Here is a 26,167-nt window from a genome sequence, read left to right on the forward strand (position 1 = left end):
CAAGTTCCGGCTGCCTTAACGCGGTTTTGACCTTCGCATCGTAACGATGCGGCATGCAACGCGACAGTTTGTTCCGATTTGGTGGAGAATTCCGCGATTCCGACCGGGAGGAGATCTTCCAGGCGGCCCGGTTGCCGGAGACCCTCCGGCAGTGCCGACTGATCTTCCTGATCTCGGCGCTGCTGAACACGTTCTTCCTCGTCAGCGACTGGCGCTTCTTCGGGACGCCGCATTTCCTCGTCGCGGTGTCAGCACGCCTCTCCGTCGTGGCGGTGTCGGTTCTCTGTGCGATCCTGATCCGCAGGGCTACCCGCTTCAAGCAGGCCGAGGCCGTGACTGTCCTGTGGGAGGTCGGCTGCGCCGTGGCGGTCGCCTTCCTGGTCAGCTCGCGCAGCGATCTGGCGCTTTTCGTCGTGCTGCTGCTGCCCTCCATCTTCTATCTGGTGGCGCCGATATCCTTCCGCTGGACCTTCATCCTCGGCTTCTGCACAAGCCTGCTCATGCTGGTCGGCTATCTCGGTTCGGGCCCCTATCCCAGCACCTTCGTCGGGCTGGTGCTCGTGCTGGCGATGCTGAACTTCGCGCTCGGCCTGGTCGTGATCCACGCCAACCGCCTGAGGCGGCTGGAATGGACTGCGACCCAATCAGAGCGGGCTGCAAAGGAGGAGCTCGACGAGAGCCGTGCCATGATCGAGCGCCTCTTCATGGCCGTGCCGATCCCGCTCGTCGTCGCATCGGTGGCGGATGGGCGCTTCGTGCGGGCCAATGACGCGGCGCTGCGCTTCTTCGGCAAGGGGACGGGAGGCGATCTGCGCGAGGTGGCTGTGCCGGATGTCTTCGTCGATGCGGAAAGCCGGCGCAGCCTGACGCGGCAATTGCTTCGCGGCGCACATGTCGGCGAGTTCGAGGCCGCGATCCGTGACGGATCCGGCGCGAGCCGCGACGCATTGATCACTGCGACTTCCTTGTCGATGGGCCAGTCCTCGACGATCGTCGCCGGCATTGTCGACATTACCGAGCGCAAGGCCGCCGAAGCGCATGTTCGCTGGCAGGCGACGCATGACGCTCTGACCGGCCTGCCGAACCGCCTGCTCTTCCAGGAGCGTCTGCAGGAAGCCCTGGCGGCTCTCGGCGATGGCGCGACCGTGAGCCTGTTCCTGGTCGATCTCGACGATTTCAAGTCGGTCAACGACACGCTTGGGCACGATGCCGGAGATGCCCTGCTGAACGAAGCAGCCGCGCGCCTCCTGCGCCATACGGCCCTCGGAGATCTCGTCGCGCGACTGGGCGGCGACGAATTCGTGGTGCTCTCGACCGAGACGATGGACGTGCCCGAGGCTCAGGCCAAGGCGGAACGGCTGCTGACGGCGCTGCGTGGCCCGCTCAGCCATCTCGGACACGCGATTTCCTCTCGCGCCAGTCTCGGCATCGCGCTTGCGCCACAGCATGATCGCGCTCCGATCGAGCTGATGAAGGATGCCGATCTCGCGCTCTATCGCGCCAAGGCCTTGGGCCGGAACATGGCGGTGGTCTATGACAGCGGCATGCGCGAGGCGATGAACGCGCGCGTCGCTATTTGCCGCGAATTGGCCGAGGCGTTGGCGCAGGACCGCATCCTGCCCTTCTATCAGCCGCAGGTTTCACTGGTCTCTGGCGCCATCGACGGCCTTGAGGCGCTGGCACGTTGGCGCCATCCGGAACGCGGGATCGTACCGGCAGCCGCGTTCGTCCATGGGCTGGAAGATCCGGAGACCGCTTCTGCGATTGGCGATATCATCCTGCGCAAGGCGATTGCCGATCTGAGCAGCTGGCTCGCAACAGGGACCAGGGTCCCTCGAGTCTGGGTCAATCTCGCGCCAGCGGTGTTCCGCGATCCGCAGTTTTCTGAGAAGCTGCTGGCCCAACTCGCCGCGGCGGGCGTGCCGACATCCTGCTTCGGCGTCGAAGTCACCGAGACCGTGCTCCTGGCCCGCACCGCCGGCGATGCCGAGCGCGCGCTGAAGACGCTTCGCGAAAACGGTGTCTGCGTCGCTCTGGACGATTTCGGCACCGGCTACGCGTCGCTGACCCATCTCAGGCGCTTCCCCGTCGATGTGATCAAGATCGACCGCGGTTTTGTCCGCCATCTCGATGAGGGCGGGGAGGATGCTGCGATCGTGCGCGCGATCATCAACCTCGCGGCCGACCTGAAGCTGGATCTCATTGCGGAAGGTGTCGAGACGCGGAAGCAGGAGGCCTTCCTGCGCCAGTGCGGCTGCAACTTCGCGCAAGGCTATCGCTATTCCCGCCCGGTCCCGGCGAACCGGGTGCCGTGGCTGAGCCAGCAGTCAGGCTTGCAGCCGGCCGAACCCGCCATGGATGCAGACCGGGGCGGCGTGGCTGCGGCCTGACCACGCGCCCGGCGCTTGCTAAGCATGTCATTGCAAGCTCGCGCACCGTCGAGGGGATGGTGCAGATCAACAAGCCGAGGACCGTTTCCGCATGCGCGCCTTCTACCACTCGGACCAGTCGCTCCACGATCCGCAGCAATACATGCGCTTCGGCCGCGTCGTCGCGCCGAAGGATCTGCCGGAACGCACGGAGCAATTGCTGGGCGCGCTCGCCCGCCATGGCATCACGCCGGAGCGCCCCGGTGCTCACGGCATTGACCCGATACTGGCCGTGCACAGCGAGGAATTCGTCCACTTCCTCGAGACCCTGTGGGAGCGCTGGGTCCAACTGCCCGAGCGTGGCCCCGAAGCGTGGCCCAACACTTTCCCCTATTGGAGCGGCAGGGTCGATGAGGACATGCGTCCGCCTTGTCGGCCAACCGGCCTGATGGGCCAGCTCGGCTGGTTCCTCGGCGATCTCTCCGTGCCGGTCGGCGAGCATTGCTGGACCTCGACACTGCGCTCGGCCGAGACCGCGGTCTCAGGTGCCGAGGCCATCCTGGCCGGCGAGCGCGCGGTCTATGCGCTTTGCCGCCCCTCTGGGCACCATGCCCGCGCCGACCGTGCCACCGGCTTCTGCTACATCAACAATACGGCGGTCGCGGCCCAGCGCCTGCGCTCCAAGTTCGGCAAGGTCGCGATCCTTGATGTCGATGCGCATCATGGCGACGGCACGCAGCAGATCTTCTACCGCCGCTCGGATGTGCTGACGATCTCGGTCCATGCCGACCCGGTGAACTACTATCCCTTCTTCACCGGGTATGCGGACGAGCGCGGCAACGGTGCGGGCGAGGGCTTCAATATCAACCTGCCGCTCGCCCATGGCGCGGGCGGCGCCGAAATGGAAGCCGCCGTCGATCGTGCCGGCAAGGCCATCCGTGACTTCGGCGCCGAGGCACTGGTCATCGCGCTCGGCTATGACGCGCACAAGGACGACCCGATCGGTGTGCTCAAGCTCGAGGCTTCCGATTTCGGCACGATCGGCCGGCAGGTGAAGGCCATGGGATTGCCGACCCTGGTGGTGCAGGAAGGGGGCTATGCGATCGAGGCGATCGGCGGCTGCCTCGACGGCTTCCTGACCGGCTTTAGCGCCTGAAGACGGCGTCATCGTGCAGACGATCGCCCATATCTCGCTGCTGGTGCGCGACTATGATGAAGCGATTGCCTTCTTCGTGGAGAAGCTCGGCTTTCGGCTGGTCGAGGATACGCCACTTGAGCCGGGGAAGCGCTGGGTGCTGGTCGCACCCGAGACTTCCGCTGGCACCGCGTTACTGCTCGCACGTGCTGCTACGCGCGAGCAGCAGGCGCAGATCGGCAACCAGAGTGGTGGACGGGTCTTTCTGTTCCTGCAGACGGACGATTTCGCTCGCGACTATGCCGCGATGCTGGCGCGCGGCGTCGTGTTTCGCGAAGGGCCGCGCCGGGAAGTTTATGGGACGGTCGCAGTGTTCGAGGATCTCTGCGGCAATCGCTGGGATCTCATCGAGCCGGCGGGCTGACGGCTTCGTCTTGCCGCGTCTCGCGTGATGCTCGGTCCTGTGCCGGGCATCACGCATTGAAGTCACAATCGAACAACGAGGGCGCGGGCGGCCGGGGCAAGCCCGGCCTCCGCGCCAGGCGAAATCTCAGATTACCGCCTCGATCAGGAACGGCCCCTTCCGGGACAACGCGCCCTGGAACAGCTTGGTAAATTCCTCGGCGGTGGTCGCGCGGCCCGCTTCGACGCCCATGCCGCGCGCCATCGAGACCCAGTCGAGCGCCGGCTCGTCGAGATTGAGCATCAGCTTGGCGTTGCGGCCGAAATCATTGACACCGACGGCGCGCATCTCGCCATGCAGGATCTGGTAGGTCCGGTTGGCAAAGACCACGGTGACGACGTCGAGATTCTCGCGCGCCTGTGTCCACAGCCCCTGAACCGTATACATGCCGGAGCCATCGGCCTGCATGCCGATGACCTTGCGGTCCGGGCAGGCCACCGCTGCGCCGATGGCGAGCGGAATGCCCTCGCCAATCGCGCCGCCGGTGAGCTGGATATAATCGTGCTGGGGGGCGTTGTGGCACTGCTGGTAGAAGACGCGGCCCGATGAGACCGACTCGTCGCAGATGATGCTGTTCTCGGGCAGCAGCGTCGCCACGATCGTGCAGACCTTGTCGGCGTCGAGCGCGCCGGTCGGCAGGGCAGCAACCTCCTTGCGAGGCTCCGCGACATAGAGCGGTTGGCTCTGGCGCGCGCCAAGTTCATCGGCCAGCGCCTCGATCGCGAGCGGTAGGTCGTCGCCGATCTCGGCCAGCGTCACCACCGCGCAGCTGTCCTGGATCAGGCGGCCGGGCTTGCCCGGATAGGCAAAGAAGCCGACCGGCACCTTGGCGCCGACCAGAACCAAAAGGTCGATATCCTTGAGCGCCTCGAGCGCGATATCGACCGGGTAGGGCACTTTCGGCAGGGCGACACGGCCGACGCCGCGCTCGATGCGGCCATTCGACATCTGGCCGAAAACGCGCGCGCCGGTGACGGCGCAGATCCGCGCCGCCATCGCCATCGGGCCTTCGCGCAAAGCCATATTGGTCATCATCAGGGCGGCACGCTTGCCGTGCTTGCGAAGGGCGGCTGCGGCCTCCTTCACGGCGGTCATATCGACCGATTTCAGCTTCGGCACGGCGACCGGCGCAAGCTTGGCCGGCTCGACGCTGCCCCAGGCGCAATCGGCCGGAAGGATCACGGTGGTTACGCCCGGCAGCGACATGGCGGCGGCATAGGATTCGCCGATCGCCGGGCCGACATCCTCGGGCGTCGTGATCCGACGGACGAAATGGGACATCGGCTGGGCCAGGCTTTCGATATCGCTCGTCAGTGGCGCGTCATGGACGAGATGATAGGTCGCGTGATCGCCGACCACATTGATCATCGGAGTCCAGGCCCGCCTTGCATTGTGCATGTTGGCAAGCGCGTTCGCCATGCCGGGGCCGCAATGAAGCAGCGTCGCCGCCGGCTTGTCGGCCATGCGGGCGTAGCCGTCGGCCGCACCGGTCACCACACCCTCGAACAAGCCGAGTACGCAGCGCATCTCCGGCTTGCGGTCGAGCGCCGCGACGAAATGCATTTCGGAGGTGCCGGGATTGGCAAAGCAGACATCCACGTCATTGACGAGGAGGGTATCGCAAAGGCGGTCGGCGCCGTTCATTCTGGAAGGACCTCTTGGGAGATGCGCGGCGCGCAGGACCCTGTGAAGGGAACGGAACCCTCGTCCGGTGTCAAACAAGAGAAATTTATCACCTTCGTTCAGGAAACTGATCGCCGCCTTGACGGTTTTGCATATGCATTTAACCTGCCTTGGAATGAAGGTTGCATCCCGCCTCGGATGAGGCGATGGGCATTAAGTCTCACGGGCGCGAACGACATCAACCAGGGGAAGGGTTTCGAAATGACAGATTTGAAGCGTATCGGCACCGCGGCCGGACTTGGTTTCGCGGCGCTGCTGGCTGCCACGGGCGCGCAGGCGCAGACCAAGGTTTCGATCGGCATTTCCGGCTGGACCGGTTTCGCGCCCCTGGTGCTGGCCAAGGAGGCCGGCATCTTCGCCAAGAATGGCCTCGACGTGTCGATCAAGAAGATCCCGCAGAAGGACCGTCACCTCGCCATTGCCTCGGGCGATATCCAATGTGCCGCCACGACTGTCGAGACCTGGATCGTCTGGGACGCCGCCGGGATCAAGACCAAGCAGCTCTTCCAGCTCGACAAGAGCTATGGCGCCGACGGCATGGCGGTGCGTAGCGCGACCGGCTCGATCAAGGATCTGAAGGGCAAGACGGTTGCGGCCTCTGCGCCCGGCACGTCGCCCTATTTCGCGCTCGCCTGGTTCCTCAAGGAGAACGGCATGTCGGTCAAGGACGTGACCGTGGTCAACATGGAGCCCGGCCCGGCGGCTCAGGCCTTCATCGCCGGCCAGAATGATGCGGCCATGACCTATGAGCCCTATCTCTCTGCCGTGCGCGACAAGCCGGATGCCGGCAAGATCATCGCAACCACGCTCGATTATCCGATGGTGATGGACACCTTCGGCTGCACGCCGGCCTTCATCGCGGGCAACGAGGCTGCCGTGAAGGGGCTGACCAAGAGCTATTTCGAGGCGCTCGAACTGATCAAGGCCGATCAGGCCAAGGCCTATGGCATCATGGGCGCCGACGTGAAGCAGTCCGGCGAGCAGTTCGGCAAATCCGCCGGCTTCCTGCGCTGGTCGGATGCCGAGGGCAACAAGAAGTTCTTCTCAGGGGAATGGCAGGCCTTCACCACCAAGGCGGCCGACCTGCTGCTCGAGATCGGCCTGATCAAGTCGAAGCCCGATATCACCACGCTGGTCGATACGCGCTTCGTCTCGGGCGGTGCGATGTGACGATCCTGCCGGACGTGCTTGCGCCACGTCTGGGAATCGTCTTCTGCGGCACTCAGGCCGGGCGCGCCTCAGCCTTGCGGCGCGCCTATTACGCCGGACCGGGGAACAAGTTCTGGCGGGTGCTTCACACCATCGGCCTTCTTCCCCGGCAATTCAGGCCTGAGGATTTTCCTCACTTGCTCGACTATGGGTTTGGTCTCACCGACGTCGCGAAAGCGACCTCCGGGCCGGATGCCGCGCTCGTTCGTGCTCATTTCGATGTTGAAGGATTCTTGATGAAGATGCGTGCGACGGCTCCGGCCTTCATCGCCTTCAACGGCAAGCGGGCGGCCGAGGCCGTGCTGGGTCAATCCAGTGCTGCCATCGGCTATGGCCGCCAGCCGGTCGATGTCGCGGGTTGCGCGACTTTCGTGCTGCCATCGACCTCCGGCGCGGCCTCGGGCTTCTGGTCGGTCGAACCCTGGCAGGAACTGGCCACGGCCTGGCGTTCGCGGGCGATTTGACGATGAAGCCGCTTCAGCCCGTTTCCGTCCCGTCCCGCGTCGCGCTGGGGCTCGGCTTCTTCGTACTCTTCGTTGCGCTCTGGTCGGTCGCGACCTTCGGCGGCTATGTCCAGCGCCTCTTCCTGGCCGATCCGCTGACCATGGTCGGCGAGGGCTACAAGCTGCTCGTCGAATACGGCTTCGCGTTCGATATCGGCATGACGATCTGGCGTGTCCTCGGCGGCTTCATCCTCGCGGTCATCGTCGCGCTGCCGCTCGGCATCCTGATGGGCGCCTACAAGCCGATCGAGGCCTTCTTCGAGCCCTTCGTCTCCTTCGCGCGCTACCTGCCGGCCTCGGCCTTCATCCCGCTGCTGATCCTCTGGGCCGGCATCGGCGAGACGCAGAAGCTGCTCGTCATCTTCATCGGCTCGGTCTTCCAGATCATCCTGATGATCGCCGTCGCGGTGGGCTCGATCCGGCGCGATCTCGTCGATGCCGCCTATACGCTGGGCGCCAGCGACCGTTCCGTGGTGATGCGCGTGCTGCTGCCCAATGCTGCGCCCGAGATCGCCGAGATCCTGCGCATGGTGCTGGGCTGGGCCTGGACCTATGTCATCGTCGCCGAGCTGATCGGTTCCTCCTCCGGCATCGGCCACATGATCACCGACAGCCAGGCGCTGCTGAACACCGGGCAGATCATCTTCGGCATCATCGTCATCGGCCTGATCGGGCTGATCTCGGATTTCCTGTTCAAGGCGGTCAATCAGCGCCTGTTCCCCTGGGCCGCGAAATGAGCAAGCTCATCATCGACAATGTCGGAAAATCCTTCCCCGCGCGTCACGGTGGGCAGGCGACACGGGCGCTGATGCCGACGTCCCTCAGCGTCTCCGACAACGACTTCATCACCATTCTCGGCCCCTCCGGCTGCGGCAAGTCGACCTTGCTGCGCATGATCGGCGGGCTGGAGACGCCGACGGAAGGGCGCATCCTGCTCGATGGCGAGACGGTGACAGGGCCCGGTGCGGATCGCGGTTTCGTCTTTCAGAGCTATACCCTCTTTCCCTGGCTGACCGTGGCGCAGAACATCGCCTTCGGCCTGCGCGAGAAGGGCGTGCCGGAGGCGGAGCGGCTGCGGATCGCCGTCGACTGGGCCGGACGCATCGGTCTCAAGGGCTTCGAGAACCATTTCCCCAAGCAGCTGTCGGGCGGCATGCAGCAGCGAACCGCGATCGCGCGTGCCCTCGCCAATGATCCAAAGATCCTGTTGCTGGACGAGCCTTTCGGCGCGCTCGACAACCAGACACGCGCCCTGATGCAGGAAATGCTGCTCGGCATCTGGGAGCGCGAGCAGAAGACCGTGCTCTTCGTCACCCATGACGTCGAGGAGGCGATCTTCATGGCCTCGCGCGTCGTGGTCATCAGCGCCCGGCCGGGACGCGTCAAGGCCGACATCCCGGTCGACCTCCCGCATCCGCGGCCCTACACGATCAAGACGAGCCCGGAATTCGTCGCGCTCAAGGAGCGGCTGGTCGAGGAAATCCGGGCAGAGGTGATGGCGAGCGCGGCTTAGCCCTCGACCTTGCGAAGGCAGGCCCGTGCGAGGGCCAGCCGACCTCAGGGCATGCTCCAGCGAAGGCTCATTGACATGCCGGTCGCTACGATGGTTTCCTCTCCAAAATTGGCCTGACCACATGGCCAAATTGACCTCGGTACTGCCGAGGCAGGGGATGGACCGGGGAGTGACACGTGCCGCTCGAAGCCGTCGAGTCGCCGCGCCTTTATCGTCAGATCGCCGATCAGCTGCGTCATCTCATTGACCGGCAGGAGTTTCCCGTCGGCGCACGCCTGCCACCTGAGCGAGAACTCGCGGAAAAGCTCGGCGTCTCCCGTCCTTCAGTGCGCGAGGCCTTGATCGCGCTCGAGGTCGAGGGGCGGGTGCGTATCCGCATGGGCTCCGGCGTCTACGTGATCGATCCGCCACGTCCGGTTCCCAGCGCCATCCTTGTCTCCGATGATGCGCCCGAGGGGCCTTTCGAGGTCCTGAAGGCCCGCGAGCTGGTGGAGAGCGCGATCTGCGCCGAGGCGGGAGGGCAGGCAACGGGCGAGGATCTCGCGCGCCTCGATGAAATCCTGTGCGGAATGGAGGCTCCCGGATTGCCGAGCGACGAACTCGTCGCGCTCGACCGCGCCTTCCATGTCGCGATCGCCGGAATCCTGGGGAACTCCGTTCTGGCCCGCTTTGTTGGCACCTTGTTCGATCAGCGCATCAATCCGTATTTCCAGCAACTCGCGAGCTACTTCGAGAACGAGACATCCTGGCGCACCGCCGTCGCCGAGCACCGGGTCATCCGTGATGCGCTGGCCGCTGGATCGGGAGAGGCCGCCAGCACGGCGATGCGCCGGCACCTGCGCTGCTCGCAGGAGCGTTTTTCGCAGAGTTTCGGTGAAGGGGTTTCAAGCGGGCAGGAGAGCGTCAACTCCTGCCTGGCCGGCAAGAACTGACGCCAAGCAACGATCTTCGAGTCCATGGGAGGACACCTGATGAAGAGCTATCTGACACTGGCTGCAGCCTTTGCCGCCGGCCTCGTTCTTGCCGGGGCGCCGGCCCAGGCCCAGACCAAGCTGAAATGGGCGCATGTCTACGAGACGTCCGAGCCGTTCCACACCGAGTCGGTCTGGGCTGCGGACGAGATCAAGAAGCGCACCAACGGCAAATACGAGATCACGGTCTACCCGGCCTCGCAGCTCGGCAAGGAAACCGACATCAACCAGGGCCTGACGCTGGGCACCGTCGACATGATCATCTCGGGCTCGAGCTTCGCGGCCCGCGCCTATCCGCCGATCGGCGTGACCTATTATCCCTTCATCTTCCGCGGCCCGGACCACCTCCTCGCCTATGTGAAGAGCGACGTCTTCAAGGAGATGGCGAAGGGCTATCAGGAGAAGAGCGGGCACCAGATCCTGGCCGTCACCTATTACGGCACGCGCCACACCACCGCGAACAAGCCGATCAAGACCTGCGCGGACATGAAGGGGCTGAAGATCCGCGTGCCGGACGTGCCGGCCTATCTCGCCATGCCACGCGCCTGCGGCGCCAACACGACGCCGATCGCCTTCGCCGAGGTCTATCTCGCGCTCCAGAACGGTACGGTCGAGGCGCAGGAGAATCCGCTCAACACGATCGAGGCGAAGAAGTTCTACGAGGTGCAGAAGCACATCGTCCTGACCGGACACATCGTCGACCACCTCAACACGGTCGTCTCCAAGCAGCTCTGGGACAAGCTCTCGCCTGAAGACCGCAAGATCTTCACCGACGTCGCGCAGGAGGCTGCCGAGCGTGCGACCAAGAAGATCCAATCCGACGAGGTCAAGCTCGTGCAGGTCTTCAAGGACAAGGGCCTGTCGGTCACCGAGATCGACAAGGCCGACTTCCTCGCTGCCGTCCAGAAGAATGTCAGTTTCGAGCAGTTCGGCTACCGCAAGGCCGACTGGGAACGCATCCAGGCGATCAAGTGATCTGATCCGTTGCATCGGGCCGGTCTTTGACCGGCCCTTTTTTGTCCTCACGCCGAGCCGAGGCCGTCGATGTCGAGCGAGACCCCGCAGGAGATCCACATCCCCGTCACCAGCGAGGAAATCGCGCATGTCTTCGACGAGGCGCCACCGCCTGCCGATCTGAGCGGCTATGGCGTCGAGGACTGGGTGACGCTCGCCGCCTTCTGGCTGATGGTCGGCTGCGTCGTGCTGCAGTTCTTCACGCGCTATGTCCTGAACGATTCCTACGCCTGGACGGAAGAGATCGCGATCTACGCGCTGATCGTCGTCGTCTTCCTCGGCGCCTCGATGTGCGTGCGGGCCTCGCGCCATATCCAGGTCGATTTCATCTACCGCTACCTGTCGCCCGGCATGGGGCGGATCCTGTCGACGGGCGTCGATCTCTTGCGGATCGTCTTCTTCGGCTACGCCACCTGGCTCATGTACAAATATGCGTCGCTCATCCCCGATGAGATGATGACGACGATCCAGTTCCCGAAGTCGATCGTCTTCAATGCTGTCGTCATTGCCTTCGCTCTGATGACGGTGCGCTCGATCCAGGTCGCCTGGCAGAATGCACGACGCGGCTATTCCGTGCTGGAACGGCCTTCGGCCTTCGACGGCTCGGAGGCCTGAGGCATGCTCATCCTGCTCGGAACCTTCCTCGGCCTGATGATCCTCGGCGTGCCGGTGGCCATCTCCATGGCCGTCGCCTCTCTCGCCTTCATCGTCATTTCCGGCACTGTGCCCGATGTCATCATGGCGCAGCGGATGATCGCCGGCGTCGAGAGTTTCCCGCTGCTGGCGGTGCCGTTCTTCATCCTTGCCGGCAATCTGATGAACATCGCCGGCGTCACCGGTCGCATCTATGCCTTCGCGGTCGCGCTTGTCGGTTGGATGCGCGGCGGCCTGGCCCAGGTCAACATCATCGGCTCGGTGATCTTCTCGGGCATGTCGGGCACGGCGATCGCGGATGCCGCGGGCATCGGCACGATCGAGATCAAGGCCATGAAGGACCATGGCTATCCCATGGATGTTGCCGTCGGCGTGACGGCGGCCTCGGCGACGCTCGGGCCGATCATTCCGCCTTCACTGCCCTTCGTCATCTACGGCATGATGTCGAACACCTCGATCGGTGCACTTTTCCTTGGCGGTGTCATTCCCGGCGTGGTGATGACGCTGTTCATGATGGGCACGGTCGCCGTCTTCGCCCGCATGCGCGGCTGGGGCTCCGACGCCAAATTCTCGCTGCGCCAGATCGGCTCGGCCGGGATCGAGGTTCTGGTCGTGCTTGGCTTCCCGGTCCTGGCTTATCTGCTCGTCTGGGCAGGCCTGTCGGAGAATGTCGCGATCGGGCTCGCGCTCGTCGCCCTGCTGGCGCTCGACTACTATTTCGACTTCTCGGCGGTGATGGCACTGATGACGCCGGTCATCCTGATCGGCGGCATGACGCTGGGCTGGTTCACGCCGACGGAGGCCGCCGCTGCAGCGGTGATCTGGTCGCTCTTCCTCGGCCTTGTCCGCTATCGCTCGATGACGCTGCGCACGCTGACCAAGGCGACCTTCGACACGATCGAGACGACCGCTTCCGTCCTCTTCATCGTCACGGCCGCCTCGATCTTCGCCTGGCTGCTGACGGTCTCGAGCACGGCGCAGATCCTGTCCGACCTGATCCTCGGGCTGACGCAGAACAAATGGGTCTTCCTGATCCTGGTCAATCTGCTGCTGCTCTTCATCGGCTGCTTCCTCGACACCATTGCGGCGATCACCATCGTGGTGCCGATCCTGCTGCCGATCGCCCTCAAGCTCGGCGTCGACCCGATCCATTTCGGGTTGATCATGACGCTGAACCTGATGATCGGCCTGCTGCATCCGCCGCTCGGCATGGTGCTCTTCGTGCTCTCGCGGGTGGCGAAGCTCTCGGTCGAGCAGACCACCATGGCGATCCTGCCCTGGCTGGTGCCGCTCTTCCTGGCGCTCTTCGCCATCACCTTCATTCCCGAGTTGACGCTGTGGCTGCCGCGAACGATGGGGATGTTGCGGTAATATTCGGCGGCGGAGCCGAGCCTCCGCCGCCATGCACTGAAGTCAGGCCCCTGTTGCACTCCCAGGTTGAAGGTGTTGCACTGAAGGGGCTCCATTGCCATTTTTTTGGCGAAGGGGAGTTCGCTGACGGAGTGACGTCCTTGCGCGCGCTCATTGAATCGATGTTGTCCCGGCTGGTGGGGAAATCCCGGCTCGATGTTGTCTTCGCCGACGGATCCCAGCGCTCCGTCGGCGCCGGGAGAAGTCCTGGGCCCACGATGCGTATTCTCGACCGGCCGACCGAGTTGAAACTGGCGCTGAATCCAGAGCTTGCTCTTGGCGAGGCGGTGATGGACGGGCGTGTCGTCGTCGAGCGTGGCAGTCTCTACGACCTTCTCGACATTCTGATCGCCGGCGCATCGCGACAGGAGCTGACCGCGTGGACGCGGCCTCTCACGCAATTCCGCACGGCGATCAGGCGCATCACCCAGAACAACAATCTGGCTTGGGCGAGACGCAACGTCGCCCATCACTATGACCTCAGGACCGAGTTCTTCCGGCTCTTCCTCGACGAAGACCTGCAGTATTCCTGCGCCTACTTTCCGAGCCCGGACATTTCGCTCGTGGACGCACAGGCGGCCAAGAAGCACCACATCATCGCCAAGCTGGCGATCGAGCCGGGCCAGCGCGTCCTCGATATCGGGTCGGGCTGGGGCGGTCTGGGCTTGAGCATCGCGCGCGAAACCGGTGCCTCGGTGAAGGGCATCACCCTCTCGCGGGAGCAGCTTTCCGTCGCGCAGGAGCGGGCTGCTGCCGAGGGGCTGCCGGTCGATTTCCAGTTCCAGGATTACCGCATGCTAGCGGAACCCTTCGACCGCATCGTCTCGGTCGGTATGTTCGAGCATGTCGGCGTGGGCTATTACCGTGCCTATTTTCGCAAGATTGCGGAACTGCTCACGGATAACGGTGCTGCGCTCATTCATACGATCGGTCGCACCACGCCCCCAGGTGCGACGAACCCTTTCATCGCCAAATACATCTTCCCCGGCGGCTACATTCCCGCCATGTCGGAAATCACGGCGGCAATCGAACGCGAGGGCCTGATCATCACTGATGTCGAGGTGCTGCGCCTTCACTATGCCGAGACGCTGAAGGCCTGGCGCGAGCGATTCCTCGCTCGGCGCAAGGAGGCGGTGGACATGTATGACGAGCGCTTCGCGCGGATGTGGGAGTTCTATCTGGCGGCTTCAGAAGCGAGTTTCCGCCACGATGGCCTTGTCGTCTTCCAGCTCCAGCTCGCTAAGCGGCTCGACACCTTGCCGATGACGCGTAGTTACATGGAAGCATGATCGGAGCGTCGGCCGCGCGTCAGATGTGCGGAGCGGCCGACAGCACGATCGCGAAGATCTCGCCGGAGTCGTGAGGACTCGTCAGGACGACGCCTTCGACCGATTCCAGCAGGGCACTGTCCCCGGTGGCGAGGGTTTCCCGGTGCGGGGGCCGCACTATCGTCCAGCCATCGGAGCGAGCGACCAGGACCACGAGTTCTCCCGTCTGGTCGAGCCGGAACGGGCCAGTGCCGCTGAAGCGCATCACCTTGTGCAGCCAGCGCCCGCGCCGGGTCATCACGTTGAGGTCGTCGATCGGCCCGTCCACCAGTCGCCCTTCGACGGGCCTGTCAGCCGCGAACGGATAGGGCTCGGTGGACCGCTCGAGGCGCTTGCTCTCGCCATCGCCGAAAGCGAGGGCGATTCCCCCGCCCGTCAGCACCGACAAGGTCCTGTCAATGCCGGGAAACACGGAGAAGGGGCCATCCGTCCCGACATGGGCCATGGAAATCCGCCAGTCGAAGCCGTCCAGCGAGGCGCCGGGCGGATGCGCTGCGATCTCCGTCGTGGTGCCGCCGCCGTTCTTCCACGGCATGGTGCGGCACGCGCTGGCGCGGATGATGCGCATGATCAGCCGAGAATGCCCGGCAGCTTCAGGCCCTTCGCCTTGGCGCAGTCGATCGCGATCTCATAGCCGGCATCGGCATGACGCATCACACCGGTCGCCGGGTCGTTCCACAGCACGCGCTCCAGCCGCTTTGCCGCCTCCGGGGTGCCGTCGGCGACGATGACGACACCCGAATGCTGCGAATAGCCCATGCCGACGCCGCCACCATGGTGAAGCGAGACCCAGGTCGCGCCGCCGGCGGTGTTGAGCAGCGCGTTCAGCAGTGGCCAATCGGAGACGGCGTCCGAACCGTCCTTCATCGCTTCCGTCTCGCGGTTCGGCGAAGCGACCGAGCCGGAATCGAGGTGGTCGCGGCCGATCACCACCGGCGCTTTGAGCTCGCCCTTGGCCACCATCTCGTTGAAGGCAAGGCCGAGCCGGTGCCGGTCGCCGAGGCCGACCCAGCAGATCCGTGCCGGCAGGCCCTGGAACTTGATGCGCTCGCGCGCCATGTCGAGCCAGTTATGCAGGTGGTGATCGTCCGGCATCAGCTCCTTCACGCGCTGGTCCGTGCGATAGATGTCCTCCGGATCGCCGGAGAGCGCAGCCCAGCGGAACGGGCCCACGCCGCGGCAGAACAGCGGGCGAATATAGGCCGGGACGAAGCCGGGGAAATCGAAGGCGTTGTCGACACCCATATCCTTCGCCATCTGGCGGATATTATTGCCGTAATCGAGCGTCGGCACGCCCATCTGCTGGAAATCCAGCATGGCGCGGACATGCACGGCCATCGATTTCTTGGCGGCCTCGATCGTACCGGCAGGATCGCGCTCCTTGCGCTCTTCCCACTGCTCAAGCGTCCAGCCGGCCGGCAGATAGCCGTTCAGCGGGTCATGGGCCGAGGTCTGGTCGGTGACGACATCCGGGCGGATGCTGCGCCTGACCATGTCGGGGAAGATTTCCGCTGCATTGCCGAGCACACCGACCGAGACAGCCTTGCCTGCCGCATGGGCGCGCTTGATGATCTCCAGGGCCTCGTCGACACTGTCGGCCTTCTCGTCGAGATAGCCGGTGCGCAGCCGGAACTCGATGCTGGAGGGCTTGCACTCGATGGCGATCATCGAGGCCCCGGCCATCGTCGCGGCGAGCGGCTGGGCCCCACCCATGCCGCCGAGACCGCCGGTCAGGATCCACTTGCCCTTGAGGCTGCCGCCATAATGCTGGCGGCCGACCTCGACGAAGGTTTCGTAAGTGCCCTGAACGATGCCCTGCGTGCCGATATAGATCCAGGACCCCGCGGTCATCTGGCCGTACATCATCAGCCCGGCCTTATCGAGCTCGTGGAAATGCTCCCAGTTCGCGTAGGCCGGCACGAGGTTCGAATTGGCGATCAGCACGCGCGGCGCATCCGCATGGGTGCGGAACACGCCGACGGGCTTGCCGGACTGCACGAGCAGCGTTTCGTCGGCCTCGAGCGAGCGCAGCGCGCCGACGATCCGGTCGAAATCTTCCCAGGTCCGGGCAGCACGGCCGATGCCGCCATAGACCACGAGCTCGCCGGGCTTCTCGGCGACGTCGGGGTCGAGATTGTTCATCAGCATGCGCAGCGGCGCTTCGGTCAGCCAGCTCTTGGCGGAGAGCTCGGTGCCCCTGGGGCTGCGGATGACGCGGCTATTGTCGATGCGGGTCATGAATGGCTCCGTTCAAACCGTGATCGGGAAATGCGGAATGCGTTGTTTCCGTCCGATCAGGGTCAGGGTTTCAGCTTTCTGGCCGCATCGAGCGCGGCTTCGATGATGGCGGAGAGGGCGGTTTGCAGTCCCGCGGCCTTGGGCGTGTCGAAGCGCCAGGGCGGCGTCTCCTCGGTGAGATAGCCGCTCAGCGAGATTTCCATCTGGATCGCGTGCACATCCCGCGCCGGCTGGCCGTAATGCCGGGTGATCCAGCCGCCCTTGAAGCGGCCATTGCTGACATGGTTGAAGCCCGAGCCGGCAAGCGCTGCATCGGCCGCGTGCTGGACCGAAGGTGCGCAGCTCGCACCGGAATTGGTGCCGAGATTGAGCATCGGCAGCGTGCCCGGGAACAGGCGTGGAATGACCGACTTGATGGAGTGGCAGTCCCAGAGCAGGCAGAAACCATGCGCGGCTTTGGCCCGTTCGATCTCGGCTGCGAGTGCGTCGTGATAGGGCTGGAAATAGGCGGCGCGACGGCGCGCGATCTCGGCCTCGTCGGGCGCCTTTGCCCAGATCGGCTCGCCGTCGAAGGTCGTGGTCGGCACGAGTTCCGTCGTCGCCTGTCCGGGGTAGAGCGATACGCCGGACGGGTCGCGGTTGAGGTCGATGACATAGCGCGACAGCCCGGCCTCGACGATCGTCGGTGCGAAGCGCTCGGCAAACGCATAGAGCTGGCGCATATGCCAGTCGGTGTCGGGCACGGAACGACCCGTCTCGTTCAGCGCCGCCTTCACCTCCGCCGGCAAGCCAGTGCCGGGATGCGGCATCGACAGGACCAGCGGACCGGCGCCTTGCGTGACGCTGACGATCTCGGAAGGGTTCATGCTCATCACGCCGAGAACTCCGCGAAGCTGTCGAGCCCGGCGGCATCGCTGATCGCGCCGCTGAGCACCAGCTCGGTTGCCGCCGCAAGGTCGGGGGCAAGGTAGCGGTCCGCGTCGAGCGGCGCGATACGCTGCCGGATCAGGGCCAGAACCGGCTCCAGCCGCGGGCTCGTCTTCATCGGGCGATGATGCTCGATCGCTTCCGCCGCAGCCATCAGCTCGACGCCGATGATGCTGGCAGCGTTCCGGGCCATGTCGAGCAGGCGATAGGCGCCGTGCGTCGCCATCGAGACGTGGTCTTCCTGGTTGGCAGAGGTCGGGATCGTGTCGACCGAGGCGGGATAGGCCTTCTGCTTGTTCTCCGATGCCAGCGCGGCTGCCGTGACCTGCGCAATCATGAAGCCGGAGTTCAGCCCGGCATCGCGGGCCAGGAAGGGAGGCAGGCCGCTCATCACGGGGTCGACCAGCAGCGCCATGCGCCGCTCGGACAGGTTGCCGATCTCGCAGAGTCCCATGGCGAGGATGTCGGCGGCGAAGGCGACGGGCTCGGCGTGGAAGTTGCCGCCCGAGACGATTTCGCCCGGCCCCAGCACCAGCGGGTTGTCGGTGACCGCGTTGGCCTCGATCGCAAGCGTCGCGGCGGCATTGGCGAGGAGGTCGCGCACGGCCCCCATCACCTGCGGCTGGCAGCGCAGCGAGTAAGGGTCCTGGACCTTGGAATCGCCGAAGCGATGGCTGTCGCGGATTTCGCTCTTCGCGATCAGCGCGAGCAATGTTTGCGCGACCCGGATCTGGCCGGGCTGGCCGCGCAGCGCCTGGATGCGCGGGTCGAACGGCGTGTCGGAGCCCTTCAGCGCATCCACGGAGAGTGCGCCAGTGACCAGCGCGGCATCGAACACGCGGGCGATGTCGCTGAGCGCCGTCAGCGCGATCGCGGTCGAGACCTGCGTCCCGTTGATCAGCGCCAGACCCTCCTTGGCCCCGAGTTCGAGCGGCTTCTGGCCAATCCGGGCCAGGGCATCCCCTGCGGGAAGCGTTTCGCCCCGCAGTCTGATCTCGCCGACGCCCATCAGCGCCGCGGTGAGATGGGCGAGCGGCGCAAGATCGCCGGACGCGCCGACCGAGCCCTTGGCGGGAACGACCGGAAGCGCCTCGGCTGCGAGCGCGCCGATCAGCGCCTCGACCACGACGGGGCGCACGCCGGAGGCGCCGCGTGCCAGGCTCGCGGCCTTCATGGCGAGGATCAGGCGCACGATCCGGTCCGGCAGGGCAGGGCCGGTGCCGACGGCATGGGAGAGGATCAGGTTGCGCTGCAGGGTTGCCAGGTCGGCATCGGCGATGCGCACGCTGGCAAGCTTGCCGAAGCCGGTATTGACGCCATAGGTCACGGTTCCGGCGGCGACGATGTCGTCGACGATCGCTTGGGCGGCGGCGATCGCTGCGGCGCTTGCGCCATCCAGCTTGGCTGCGGCGCCGTCAATCATGGCGCGCCATTGCTTCAGGGCGGCCTCGCCCGGCTTCAGGGAGAATGTTGCGGTCATTGGCCGTTCCAGATGCGGGAGTGAAGCGGGTTGAAGCCGATGCGGTAGGCGAGTTCGGCGGGGCGCTCGATCTCCCAGATGGCGAGGTCGCAGCGCTTGCCGGCCTCGAGCGTGCCGATCTCGTCCTGCAGGCCGAGCGCCTTGGCGGCATGGCGCGTCAGCCCGGCCAGCGCCTCTTCGGGTGTCAGCCGGAAGAGCGTGCAGGCCATGTTGAGGACCAGCAGCGGCGAGGTCAGCGGCGAGGAGCCGGGATTGGCGTCGGTCGCGAGCGCGATTGCAACGCCATGCTTGCGGAGCAGGTCGATCGGCGGCTTCTGCGTCTCGCGCAGGAAGTAGAAGGCGCCCGGCAGGATGACGGCGACCGTTCCGGACCGGGCCATGGCGATCACGCCCGCCTCGTCGAGATATTCGAGATGGTCGGCCGAGAGTGCGCCATGTTCGGCCGCGAGTGCGGCGCCGCCGAGATTGGAAAGCTGTTCGGCATGGATCTTGACCGGCAGCCCCTTGGCCCTGGCTGCGGTAAATACCCTGGCCGTCTCCTCGGGCGAGAAGGCAATGCCCTCGCAGAACACGTCGACTGCGTCGGCAAGATCCCGCGCGGTCACGGCGTCGAGCATCGGCCCGGTGATCTGGTCGACATAGTCGCCGGAGCGGCCGGTGAACTCCGGCGGAACGGCATGGGCGGCAAGGAAAGTGGTGCGGACGGTGACAGGCCGCTCGCGGCCGAGCTGCCGTGCGACCGCAAGTTGCTTCAGCTCGGTCTGCTGTTCGAGCCCGTAGCCCGACTTGATCTCGACGGTTGTGACGCCTTCCGCGACCAGGGCGCTCAGGCGCCGGTCGGCACTGGCGAAGAGCTCGGCCTCGCTGGCGCCGCGCGTGGCCTTGACGGTGGAGAGGATTCCGCCGCCGGCGCGTGCGATTTCCTCATAGCTCGCGCCCTGCAGCCTGAGCTCGAACTCATGTGCCCGGTCTCCGCCATAGACGAGATGGGTATGGCAATCGATCAGGCCCGGTGTGATCCAGCGTCCGCCGCAGTCGACGGTTTCGCGCGCGTTCAGAGGTGGTGCCTCGCTGCGCGGGCCAGCAAAGACGATGCGACCGTCGCGGGCCGCAACGACACCGTCCTCGACAGCGCCATAGGGCTGGCCGGCGCCGGGCGCCATGGTCGCGAGGCGGGCATTCACCCAGATCCTGTCGCAGTGGGAAGGTTCCGCGGCCATCCGCATCCTCTCGACTTCGTTTGCGATCCGACTATGCTAGACAATTGCATATGCAATTAGCAAGTGTCATTTGCATATGCAAATCGAGCGAGGAGCCAGCGTGACACAAAACCCGACCCTGCATCTCGCCCAGGCACTCTTGCCGGAGGGCTTTGCCGATAACGTGACGCTCACGATCGCGGAGGGGACAATCACCTCCATGCGCGTGGGAGAGGTTGCTCCGGCCGGTGCCCTGCACCTGGCCGGGCTGACGCTGCCTGGCATGCCGAACCTCCACAGCCATCTGTTCCAGCGCGGCATGGCGGGCCTGTCTGAGCGGCGCGGCGCCACGGCGGATTCGTTCTGGACCTGGCGCGAGGTGATGTATCGCTTCCTCGACCGGCTTGATCCCGACGACGTCCAGGCGATCGCGGCGCAGGCAATGGTCGAAATGCTGGAGGGCGGCTTCACCGCGCTCGCCGAGTTCCACTATCTGCACCATGACAAGGACGGCCAGCCGCATGCCGATATCGCGGCGATGGCGCTGGCGGTTGCGGCAGCAGCCGAGGAAACCGGCATCGGCCTGACCCTGCTGCCGGTGCTCTATCGTTTCGGCAATTTCGGTGGCGCTGCCCCGAGCCATGGCCAGCGTCGCTTCATCAATAATCGCGACAGTTTTGCCCGGCTCATGGAGGCGAGCGCTGTCGCGATCGGCACTCTGCCGGATTCGCGGCTCGGCGTCGCGCCGCATTCGCTGCGCGCCGTTTCGCCTGAGGATCTGCAGTGGCTGCTTGGCCTGGCGCCTGATGGACCGATCCATATCCATGTCGCCGAACAGATGCGCGAGATCGAGGACAGCCTGACAATCACTGGGCGTCGCCCGGTCGAGTTCCTGACGGACAGCATTGCGTTGGACAGGCGCTGGTGCCTGATCCACGCCACCCATCTGACGGATGCGGAGCGCGACACCATCGCGCGCAGCGGCGCTGTCGCGGGACTGTGCCCGATCACCGAGTCTAGCCTGGGCGATGGCATCTTCGATGGCGTGCGCTACGTGGCCGCTGGCGGGGCCTTCGGTGTCGGCAGCGATTCCAACATCCAGATCGATGCCGGCGCCGAGCTGCGCCAACTCGAATACTCCCAGCGCCTGCGCGATCGCGGGCGTGCCTTGCTGGCGGATGCCGACGCCTCCACGGGACATGCACTCTGGGCAAAGGCCTGTGTCGGCGGCGCGCAGGCCTGCGGCCGTGCCATTGGAAGCCTTGCGGTCGGCCAGCGCGCCGATCTCGTCTCGCTCGATCCCGATCATCCTGCCTTGGTCGGAAAGCGTGGCGAGGCGGTGCTCGACAGCGCGATTTTCGCTGCCAACGCCTTACCCTTGCGCGATGTCCTGGTTGGCGGGCGGCAGGTTGTCAGCGAAGGTCGCCATGTCGCACGCGCCGCTGTCGCGAGCCGATTCGCCGCGACGATGCGTCGGCTGCTTGCCTGAGTCCTTGAAGGGTCGTCATGTCGGATAACGGGATCGAGGCTGTAAAGCTGGATGGCACGGGCCCGGTCTATGACCAGATCCGCCGTGCCATCCGGGATCTCGTCCTGAATGGGGCCTGGCCTCCGGGAACGGCGGTGCCGCCGGAGCACGCTCTGATGGAGCGGCTCGGCGCGTCGCGCATGACGGTACATCGCGCCTTGGTGCAGCTGGCGCGCGAAGGGTTGATCACGCGGCGCCGGCGGTCCGGCACCATCGTGGCGAACCCGCCGGCAAGCCATGCCATGCTCGACATCCTGTCGATACCCGACGAGGTAAGGCAGCTCGGGCAGGACTATTCCTTCGAGATTCTGTCGCGGCGGGACGCACGGCCTTCGCCTGAAGTCGCTGCGCGCTTCGAACTGAAGCGCTCGGAACAGGTGGCCCATCTCGTGACCCTGCATCGCAGCGGCGGGCAGCCGCATGTGCTGGAGGAGCGGGTGATTCATCTCGCGACCGTGCCCGCAGCCGCGGCCGAACGATTCGAGACGACGCCTCCCGGCGACTGGTTGCTGCAGCACAGTCTCTGGTCGCAGGCCGAGCACGCGATCAGCGCGGTGGCGGCGGGCGAACGGGAGTCGGGGTTGCTGGAGATCGAGCAGGGCGAGCCATGCCTGCTCGTCGAGCGCCGCACCTGGAATCAGAACCAGCCGGTGACGGCCGTTCGCCTGCTCTATCCTGGCGGGCGACACCGCTTCATTGGTCGCTTCGGCCCATACGGTGCGGTCTGAGCGGCGCATGAAAAAGGCCCGCGAATGCGGGCCTTTCTATCTTCAGCTGCTGAACGGTTCAGCAGGCATAGCGAACGCGGCGACCCCATTCGTCGCGACCGTAGCAGACACGGTCAGGTGTCGTGGCCGAGCCGATGATGGCGCCGCCAGCACCGCCGATTGCAGCGCCCGCGAGCGCGCCACCAGCGCGGCCGGTGGCGAGGCCACCAATCAGTGCACCCGTGCCAGCCCCGATCAGGGCGCCCGTTCCGGTATTCTGCTCGCGCTGCGTGCAGGCACCGAGCGAGGCCGCGACCGCGACGAGGATGAGAAGCTTCTTCATTGTTTTGACTCCCAGGATGCAATCGACAGGCCTAATGCACAGTCCGAACCGCTCCATTCGATATGGAAACGCACCCGAAAGGATCGAGACACGATCCGTAACGGGCGACGCAACCAACATCGCGCGACATAGCAACCATGACAAAGGATTAATGTTCCATTTATGGCTTCGCCATGTGGAGCGGAGATACCCAGGGTTGTCTTCCACAGGGAGTGGAGTGGTTCGGCTTTTGCCCGGAACCTTCCGGATTCCCCGGCGTTGATCCGGCAGACTGCGGTGCGAGCCACCGCGTAGCCGTTCAATGGAGGCTCCAATGACCGCAACTGCCACCACGGGGAACCCGCTCATTGCCGGTGCACGTGTCGCCGGAACCAGCGTCTACAATACGTCGGGCGATCATCTCGGCGAGATCTATGACGTGATGCTCGACAAGCAGACCGGCAAGGTCGCCTACGCCATCATGTCCTTCGGCGGCTTTCTTGGCTTGGGTGAGAAATACCATCCCATTCCCTGGAGTGTGCTCGACTACGACACCAATCGCGGTGGCTATGTCGTGCCTCTTACCAAGGAGAAGCTCGAGGCGGCGCCGATGTATGACAGCGAAGGCGAGCCCGACTGGGACGACAGAAATTACGGCAAGCGCGTGCATGATTACTACGGCACGATGCCCTACTGGATGATGTAGGCACCGCCGGCTGCAGGTCGCGGCGGTTGCTATCCCCCCAGCCGAACCGTCGTGACGGCGGGATGCGGGCCGAAAGGCCCGCATCTTCCGTTTGGAGGCCCGACTCCTTCCCTTTTTCGGGAACCAATCCGCTGATCGCGCGTCATCCTGACAGCGCCTTTCCGTCATCGCCGGTACGTGTGGGACTGCCCGCCGGCCTGTTGAGACGGTCCAATTCCTGCCAGGAGCCCCTCATGCAGATCCGTTACGGCTATCGCATCGAACTCGTCTCTCAGCAGGAATTGCCGCTGTTGACGATGCTCGATGTGCATCCTTCCCGTCAGCACGATGTCATCCGCCAAGACGATATGACCGCGGTCTCCCTGGTCGATCCACGTCGCCATGTTCCAGTCGAGCGCTATCGCGACCCGTTCGGCAATATCTGCCGCCGGCTTGTCGCCCCAGCGGGCGGGATCCGGCTGAGTTCAGCGGGACTTCTCCATGATTCCGGCGAGCCCGATCCTTTCAATCCGGCGGCGCGGCAAGCGCAACCGTCCGAGCTGCCCGACGAGGTGCTGATCTATCTGCTCGGCAGCCGGTACTGCGAAACCGACAAGCTCGGGGATCGCGCCTGGCAGCTCTTCGGCCAGATCCCTCCGGGCTGGCAGCGTGTCCAGGCCGTCGTCGATTTCGTCCATAATCACCTGACCTTCGGCTATGCCTATGCGCGCAACACGCGCACTGCGGCGGAGGCCTTCGAGGAACGGATCGGCGTCTGCCGCGACTTCGCCCACCTTGCCGTGACCCTCTGTCGCTGCCTCAATATCCCGGCCCGCTATTGCAACGGCTATCTCGGCGATATCGGCGTGCCGAAGGACCCGGCCCCAATGGATTTCAACGCCTGGTTCGAGGTCTTCCTCAGTGGTCGCTGGTACACCTTCGATGCGCGTCACAATGCCCGCCGCATCGGCCGGATCGTGATCGCCCGGGGGCGTGACGCGACCGATGTCGCGATGCTCAATTCCTTCGGAGCCCATTCGCTTCAGCATTTCGAGGTCACGACCGAAGAGGTCGAAGACGCGGCAACTGCCATGATTGTGACGAAAGACCGTGTTGAGTGGCGCGCGGAGCGGGCCGCTGCATTGTGAAATGCCTTGGCCTGGGCTCCGGCATGGATGGGATGATATCAGGGCGTCATGCGCCATATCGTGATCGTCAATGCGCGGGCGGGAACCGTGCTGGCCGCAGGGCCCGAGGCCTTCGCGGCCAGGATCGAGGCCGCGTTCCATGCCCATGATTGCAAGGCGGAGGTCCGGCTCGTGCCGCCGCGCGAGTTGCATCATGCGCTTTCGACGGCGATCGCCGATGCTGCGGCAACCCCCGTCATTGCCGGTGGCGACGGCACGATCAACGGCGTGCTGCCGGTCCTGCTGCAGGCCGGACGGCCGGTAGGGGTTCTCCCGCTCGGGACGGTGAATATCCTTGGGCGGGATCTCGGCCTCGTCGGGACGCTGGAGGGCCAGATCGAGGCGCTCTGCACGGGGGCGCCGGTGACGATGGACATCGGCCGCGTCAATGACCGGCTGTTCCACTCGATCTCGGGAATGGGCTTCTTCAGCCTGATGGCCCGCGAACGTGAATATGCGCGCAGGCGCTTCCCCTTCAGCCGCGCGGTCGCCTTTGCGGTCGCTGCGACGCGCTCCATCCTGTTCACCCGGGCGATCACCGTGGACATCCGGATCGGCCAGGAGCGCCGCCAGGTCGAGGCCGATGCCGTTCTTGTCACCATCAATAGTTTCGATGGGCCCGAATGGCGCCGCAGCAAGCTCGATGGCGGCGTCTTCGAGGTTCATATCCTCAATGCGGGCGGCCTTCTCTCGCGCACCAAGGCAGCGCTGTCGGTCGCATCCGGGCACTGGCGCTCGTCCCAGAACCTGACCTCCTATACCGGTGACGAAGTCACGCTGACGCGTCGCGACAAGAAGCGCGGTCACATCACCTTTGACGGCGAGGTCGAGCGCAAGGCCGGCGAGCTCCGCTATCGCCTTCTGCCAAAGGCGGTGCGCCTCATCGCTTGCCGGGTGCCCCCGGGCCGGGCGCACGGCTAGAGACACGTTCCTCCGGTCGATTGCCATCATTCAGGATTTCGATGCCGCTTCCTCCCCGCATTCTTGTCCCTCTGGCGGCCGCCTTCGCCTTTCTCGGCCTGGCGCTGTTCATCATGTCCGGCCGCACCTTCGCCTTCGATACCGGCCTCATCCTGCTGTTCCGGCAAGCTGGGGATCCGGCCACGCCGATCGGGCCGCAATGGTTGCCCGAGATGATGCGGGACATCAGCGGGCTCGGCAGTTTCGTCGGGCTTGGTTTCATGACCCTCGCCGCGACGCTCGCTCTCTGGCTTGCCGGCTATCGGCGCCTTGCCGTCGCACTCGTCGTCAATGTCGTGCTGGCAACGCTGGTCAGCACGCTGCTGAAGATCGGGATCGGCCGGGCGCGCCCCGATGTCGTCGAGCCGAGTGCAATCGTCTTCACTGCGAGCTTTCCGAGCGGTCATGCCTTTCTATCGGCGGTTGTTCTGCTCGGCATCGCCGGTTTCATCGGACTGGCGTCCCGGCATCGGGATATCACACGGCTCAGCATCGGGCTGGCCTGGGTCCTGATGCTGCTGATTGGCGTGAGCCGGATCTATCTGGGCGTCCATTGGCCAAGCGACGTGCTGGCCGGCTGGTGCCTAGGCATCGCGTGGTCGAGTCTTTCGCTCGCGCTTGCCGGACAGGGCATGGCAAGGGCGGAGCCCGCCAGTGCCGGCACCCCTTCCGCCGGCTGATC

General features: G+C 65.1%; 25 protein-coding genes. 18 read left to right on the top strand and 7 right to left on the bottom strand.

Annotated elements, in window-relative coordinates; translation table 11 throughout:
* The first annotated feature begins 53 nt into the window (after positions 1-53).
* The 3 genes from AC1DGP_RS00595 (at position 54) to AC1DGP_RS00605 (ending at position 3,928) form a co-directional block, all read left to right on the top strand.
* Positions 54-2,390, top strand: a complete 2,337-nt coding sequence (locus AC1DGP_RS00595) for a putative bifunctional diguanylate cyclase/phosphodiesterase (protein ID WP_476831606.1) — start codon at positions 54-56, stop codon at positions 2,388-2,390.
* 91 nt (positions 2,391-2,481) lie between these two features.
* Entirely contained in the window at positions 2,482-3,525 is a 1,044-nt protein-coding gene (locus tag AC1DGP_RS00600) for a histone deacetylase family protein (protein ID WP_476831607.1), read from the top strand.
* A gap of 10 nt (positions 3,526-3,535) precedes the next feature.
* Complete coding sequence (locus AC1DGP_RS00605; protein ID WP_476831704.1) at positions 3,536-3,928, top strand: VOC family protein; 393 nt, start codon at positions 3,536-3,538, stop codon at positions 3,926-3,928.
* Positions 3,929-4,054: 126 nt separating this feature from the next.
* On the opposite strand, the gene AC1DGP_RS00610 is transcribed toward AC1DGP_RS00605, so the two are convergent.
* Entirely contained in the window at positions 4,055-5,611 is a 1,557-nt protein-coding gene (locus AC1DGP_RS00610) for an acetolactate synthase large subunit (protein ID WP_476823953.1), read from the bottom strand.
* 240 nt (positions 5,612-5,851) lie between these two features.
* Here AC1DGP_RS00610 and AC1DGP_RS00615 point away from each other — a divergent pair, with 240 nt between their 5' ends.
* The 9 genes from AC1DGP_RS00615 to AC1DGP_RS00655 all read left to right on the top strand — a co-directional run bounded on the left by AC1DGP_RS00615 (position 5,852) and on the right by AC1DGP_RS00655 (position 14,213).
* Complete coding sequence (locus tag AC1DGP_RS00615; RefSeq protein ID WP_476831608.1) at positions 5,852-6,820, top strand: ABC transporter substrate-binding protein; 969 nt, start codon at positions 5,852-5,854, stop codon at positions 6,818-6,820.
* Positions 6,817-7,323 (top strand): mismatch-specific DNA-glycosylase, encoded by a 507-nt coding sequence (locus AC1DGP_RS00620; protein ID WP_476831609.1) that lies wholly within the window; start codon positions 6,817-6,819, stop codon positions 7,321-7,323. Before AC1DGP_RS00615 ends, AC1DGP_RS00620 begins: the two co-directional genes overlap by 4 nt.
* A 2-nt stretch (positions 7,324-7,325) precedes the next feature.
* The gene (locus AC1DGP_RS00625; protein ID WP_069877596.1) at positions 7,326-8,099 is read left to right on the top strand and encodes an ABC transporter permease; all 774 of its coding nucleotides are present in this window, start codon (positions 7,326-7,328) and stop codon (positions 8,097-8,099) included.
* Positions 8,096-8,875 (top strand): ABC transporter ATP-binding protein, encoded by a 780-nt coding sequence (locus tag AC1DGP_RS00630; protein WP_441506084.1) that lies wholly within the window; start codon positions 8,096-8,098, stop codon positions 8,873-8,875. The genes AC1DGP_RS00625 and AC1DGP_RS00630 overlap by 4 nt, the downstream gene beginning before the upstream one ends.
* Positions 8,876-9,051: 176 nt before the next feature.
* Positions 9,052-9,807 (top strand): FadR/GntR family transcriptional regulator, encoded by a 756-nt coding sequence (locus AC1DGP_RS00635; protein ID WP_476831610.1) that lies wholly within the window; start codon positions 9,052-9,054, stop codon positions 9,805-9,807.
* 39 nt (positions 9,808-9,846) lie between these two features.
* Positions 9,847-10,821 (top strand): sialic acid TRAP transporter substrate-binding protein SiaP, encoded by a 975-nt coding sequence (locus tag AC1DGP_RS00640; protein ID WP_441490059.1) that lies wholly within the window; start codon positions 9,847-9,849, stop codon positions 10,819-10,821.
* A gap of 69 nt (positions 10,822-10,890) precedes the next feature.
* A complete protein-coding gene (locus AC1DGP_RS00645) occupies positions 10,891-11,475 on the top strand; it encodes a TRAP transporter small permease (protein ID WP_476831611.1) in 585 nt (194 codons plus the stop codon).
* Positions 11,476-11,478: 3 nt separating this feature from the next.
* Positions 11,479-12,885, top strand: a complete 1,407-nt coding sequence (locus AC1DGP_RS00650) for a TRAP transporter large permease (protein WP_441490057.1) — start codon at positions 11,479-11,481, stop codon at positions 12,883-12,885.
* A gap of 257 nt (positions 12,886-13,142) precedes the next feature.
* Positions 13,143-14,213 (top strand): class I SAM-dependent methyltransferase, encoded by a 1,071-nt coding sequence (locus tag AC1DGP_RS00655; protein ID WP_441490056.1) that lies wholly within the window; start codon positions 13,143-13,145, stop codon positions 14,211-14,213.
* Positions 14,214-14,232: 19 nt separating this feature from the next.
* Here AC1DGP_RS00655 and AC1DGP_RS00660 read toward each other — a convergent pair whose 3' ends face one another.
* From AC1DGP_RS00660 to hutI, 5 genes are all read right to left on the bottom strand, one after another.
* Positions 14,233-14,820 carry a HutD/Ves family protein gene (locus AC1DGP_RS00660; protein ID WP_476831612.1) on the bottom strand — a complete coding sequence of 196 codons (588 nt, stop codon included), beginning with the start codon at positions 14,818-14,820 and terminating at the stop codon, positions 14,233-14,235.
* Positions 14,821-14,822: 2 nt separating this feature from the next.
* The gene (hutU, locus tag AC1DGP_RS00665; RefSeq protein ID WP_476831613.1) at positions 14,823-16,490 is read right to left on the bottom strand and encodes a urocanate hydratase; all 1,668 of its coding nucleotides are present in this window, start codon (positions 16,488-16,490) and stop codon (positions 14,823-14,825) included.
* Positions 16,491-16,552: 62 nt separating this feature from the next.
* Complete coding sequence (gene hutG, locus AC1DGP_RS00670; RefSeq protein WP_476831614.1) at positions 16,553-17,362, bottom strand: N-formylglutamate deformylase; 810 nt, start codon at positions 17,360-17,362, stop codon at positions 16,553-16,555.
* Complete coding sequence (hutH, locus tag AC1DGP_RS00675; protein ID WP_476831615.1) at positions 17,362-18,897, bottom strand: histidine ammonia-lyase; 1,536 nt, start codon at positions 18,895-18,897, stop codon at positions 17,362-17,364. Before hutH ends, hutG begins: the two co-directional genes overlap by 1 nt.
* Entirely contained in the window at positions 18,894-20,117 is a 1,224-nt protein-coding gene (gene hutI, locus AC1DGP_RS00680) for an imidazolonepropionase (protein WP_476831616.1), read from the bottom strand. Before hutI ends, hutH begins: the two co-directional genes overlap by 4 nt.
* Positions 20,118-20,217: 100 nt before the next feature.
* Between hutI and AC1DGP_RS00685 the strand changes: the two genes are divergently transcribed.
* Together AC1DGP_RS00685 and AC1DGP_RS00690 are read left to right on the top strand one after the other, a co-directional pair.
* Positions 20,218-21,585 (top strand): formimidoylglutamate deiminase, encoded by a 1,368-nt coding sequence (locus tag AC1DGP_RS00685; protein WP_476831617.1) that lies wholly within the window; start codon positions 20,218-20,220, stop codon positions 21,583-21,585.
* A gap of 17 nt (positions 21,586-21,602) precedes the next feature.
* Complete coding sequence (locus AC1DGP_RS00690) at positions 21,603-22,352, top strand: UTRA domain-containing protein (RefSeq protein WP_441490049.1); 750 nt, start codon at positions 21,603-21,605, stop codon at positions 22,350-22,352.
* A 58-nt stretch (positions 22,353-22,410) separates the two neighbouring features.
* On the opposite strand, the gene AC1DGP_RS00695 is transcribed toward AC1DGP_RS00690, so the two are convergent.
* Complete coding sequence (locus AC1DGP_RS00695; protein WP_069877583.1) at positions 22,411-22,674, bottom strand: glycine zipper domain-containing protein; 264 nt, start codon at positions 22,672-22,674, stop codon at positions 22,411-22,413.
* Positions 22,675-22,987: 313 nt separating this feature from the next.
* Between AC1DGP_RS00695 and AC1DGP_RS00700 the strand changes: the two genes are divergently transcribed.
* The 4 genes from AC1DGP_RS00700 to AC1DGP_RS00715 all read left to right on the top strand — a co-directional run bounded on the left by AC1DGP_RS00700 (position 22,988) and on the right by AC1DGP_RS00715 (position 26,165).
* A complete protein-coding gene (locus AC1DGP_RS00700; protein ID WP_476831618.1) occupies positions 22,988-23,359 on the top strand; it encodes a PRC-barrel domain-containing protein in 372 nt (123 codons plus the stop codon).
* A gap of 233 nt (positions 23,360-23,592) precedes the next feature.
* Positions 23,593-24,486 carry a transglutaminase-like domain-containing protein gene (locus AC1DGP_RS00705; protein WP_441490048.1) on the top strand — a complete coding sequence of 298 codons (894 nt, stop codon included), beginning with the start codon at positions 23,593-23,595 and terminating at the stop codon, positions 24,484-24,486.
* Between the two features lie 48 nt (positions 24,487-24,534).
* Complete coding sequence (locus AC1DGP_RS00710; protein WP_476826529.1) at positions 24,535-25,446, top strand: diacylglycerol/lipid kinase family protein; 912 nt, start codon at positions 24,535-24,537, stop codon at positions 25,444-25,446.
* A 41-nt stretch (positions 25,447-25,487) separates the two neighbouring features.
* Positions 25,488-26,165 carry a phosphatase PAP2 family protein gene (locus AC1DGP_RS00715; RefSeq protein WP_476831619.1) on the top strand — a complete coding sequence of 226 codons (678 nt, stop codon included), beginning with the start codon at positions 25,488-25,490 and terminating at the stop codon, positions 26,163-26,165.
* Positions 26,166-26,167 lie beyond the last annotated feature (2 nt).

The sequence above is a fragment of the Allobosea sp. 05T433 genome, assembly GCF_056396065.1.

Bases quoted from the DNA above. Each gene is read 5' to 3' on its own strand.
- AC1DGP_RS00595 (WP_476831606.1), top strand. From the start codon at position 54: ATGCAACGCGACAGTTTGTTCCGATTTGGTGGAGAATTCCGCGATTCC.
- AC1DGP_RS00600 (WP_476831607.1), top strand. From the start codon at position 2,482: ATGCGCGCCTTCTACCACTCGGACCAGTCGCTCCACGATCCGCAGCAA.
- AC1DGP_RS00610 (WP_476823953.1), bottom strand. From the start codon at position 5,611: ATGAACGGCGCCGACCGCCTTTGCGATACCCTCCTCGTCAATGACGTG.
- AC1DGP_RS00615 (WP_476831608.1), top strand. From the start codon at position 5,852: ATGACAGATTTGAAGCGTATCGGCACCGCGGCCGGACTTGGTTTCGCG.
- AC1DGP_RS00625 (WP_069877596.1), top strand. From the start codon at position 7,326: ATGAAGCCGCTTCAGCCCGTTTCCGTCCCGTCCCGCGTCGCGCTGGGG.
- AC1DGP_RS00630 (WP_441506084.1), top strand. From the start codon at position 8,096: ATGAGCAAGCTCATCATCGACAATGTCGGAAAATCCTTCCCCGCGCGT.
- AC1DGP_RS00640 (WP_441490059.1), top strand. From the start codon at position 9,847: ATGAAGAGCTATCTGACACTGGCTGCAGCCTTTGCCGCCGGCCTCGTT.
- AC1DGP_RS00645 (WP_476831611.1), top strand. From the start codon at position 10,891: ATGTCGAGCGAGACCCCGCAGGAGATCCACATCCCCGTCACCAGCGAG.
- AC1DGP_RS00650 (WP_441490057.1), top strand. From the start codon at position 11,479: ATGCTCATCCTGCTCGGAACCTTCCTCGGCCTGATGATCCTCGGCGTG.
- AC1DGP_RS00655 (WP_441490056.1), top strand. From the start codon at position 13,143: ATGCGTATTCTCGACCGGCCGACCGAGTTGAAACTGGCGCTGAATCCA.
- AC1DGP_RS00660 (WP_476831612.1), bottom strand. From the start codon at position 14,820: ATGCGCATCATCCGCGCCAGCGCGTGCCGCACCATGCCGTGGAAGAAC.
- hutU (WP_476831613.1), bottom strand. From the start codon at position 16,490: ATGACCCGCATCGACAATAGCCGCGTCATCCGCAGCCCCAGGGGCACC.
- hutG (WP_476831614.1), bottom strand. From the start codon at position 17,362: ATGAGCATGAACCCTTCCGAGATCGTCAGCGTCACGCAAGGCGCCGGT.
- hutH (WP_476831615.1), bottom strand. From the start codon at position 18,897: ATGACCGCAACATTCTCCCTGAAGCCGGGCGAGGCCGCCCTGAAGCAA.
- hutI (WP_476831616.1), bottom strand. From the start codon at position 20,117: ATGGCCGCGGAACCTTCCCACTGCGACAGGATCTGGGTGAATGCCCGC.
- AC1DGP_RS00690 (WP_441490049.1), top strand. From the start codon at position 21,603: ATGTCGGATAACGGGATCGAGGCTGTAAAGCTGGATGGCACGGGCCCG.
- AC1DGP_RS00695 (WP_069877583.1), bottom strand. From the start codon at position 22,674: ATGAAGAAGCTTCTCATCCTCGTCGCGGTCGCGGCCTCGCTCGGTGCC.
- AC1DGP_RS00700 (WP_476831618.1), top strand. From the start codon at position 22,988: ATGACCGCAACTGCCACCACGGGGAACCCGCTCATTGCCGGTGCACGT.
- AC1DGP_RS00705 (WP_441490048.1), top strand. From the start codon at position 23,593: ATGCAGATCCGTTACGGCTATCGCATCGAACTCGTCTCTCAGCAGGAA.
- AC1DGP_RS00710 (WP_476826529.1), top strand. From the start codon at position 24,535: ATGCGCCATATCGTGATCGTCAATGCGCGGGCGGGAACCGTGCTGGCC.
- AC1DGP_RS00715 (WP_476831619.1), top strand. From the start codon at position 25,488: ATGCCGCTTCCTCCCCGCATTCTTGTCCCTCTGGCGGCCGCCTTCGCC.